Source organism: Glycomyces halotolerans (genome assembly GCF_054779575.1).
Map to the genome: position 1 here is coordinate 1 of NZ_BAAGXZ010000054.1, position 1,136 is coordinate 1,136.

The 1,136-nt window shown below is 41.5% G+C and carries 1 protein-coding gene; it reads right to left on the bottom strand.

Annotated elements, in window-relative coordinates; all coding sequences use genetic code 11:
- A partial coding sequence (locus tag ACYVL2_RS19975; protein ID WP_460546560.1) for an IS4 family transposase occupies positions 1-930 on the bottom strand: 930 nt, incomplete at its 3' end.
- Positions 931-1,136: the final 206 nt, after the last annotated feature.

Below are 1,136 nucleotides of genomic sequence, written 5' to 3' on the forward strand. Positions count from 1 at the left end.
TTGATTAAATACGGCATTTTCAGTTGTGCCAAACAGGACAGGGACATTCAAGTTCTGTTTGATCCAACGGAAGAACGTTTCAATCTTCCATCGTGCTTTATACATGTCGGCAATGACTTCGGGTGCCACATTCATTAAATTGGTCACGACTCGCATCTCATGTCCATCATCATCCTTAAAAAACACCACACGATGACGCTTCTCAGAACGAGATTGTGATGTTCCAAGTTGGCACGTGATGTCACGAGTCACAGGCGATTCTAGCTGTTCTAATCGTTTTAAAGCATGGGGACGAACAATCTCAATATTCTCCTTCATTCGAATGACAAACTCTTGGTGTTCAGAAACAAATTGGTCGATTCGTGTGATTTTAAAATAAGCACGGTCCTCTACCAGAACAAACCGAGAATCAACAAGTTGTTCACCGACAGGACCGTCATGTAAGCGACCGATCGTTTCAACGACTTGAAGTGGCATGTCCGTTTTTGGAGTATAACTAACATGTAGTTTGATGCCTGAACGCTCCCCATGATAGACAGCCCAAGGAAGGCGTGTTTTCCCAACCGTAATCGTTGTGGAGTCCACGATGAGAAGTCCGTTTGGGAGTTTCATTGCACGACGAGTCATCCGATTACATTTAGAAACGACCAAGTCAAAGAGTTTTTTCATCACATGGTAGTCCAGATGGCTCGCCTTTTTTGAGAGAGTCGAATGGTTCACTTGCGGCAATCCATATTGCTCGCCTACATCCGCGCAGTGTCGGTAACTTTTAAATTCATTCATTGATGCGCAGATTAAGTATTTGATCAGGGTCAGCACATCAAGTTTACGAGCTGTATCTTTATAACCAATGGCCGTTTGAATAATTGCCAGTTCTTCTTCTGAAACAATTTTTTGAAGCAAATTCGGGAATGTGATATTCTTTTTCATAGGGACACCTTCTTGAGTATGTTTTCTGCAAATTACATTCTACAAGATAGGTGCCCTTTTTTGTATGCTTTTTTTGGATTTTATTGGTTAATCAACACGCATGTGGTAAGAATATAGTTACTTTTCCTACCTAACCGCTAAAGTAGCTATAAGACTATCAGATGGATCTATAGGAACAGGCTTCTCTTCCGCACTTTCCATAAAGA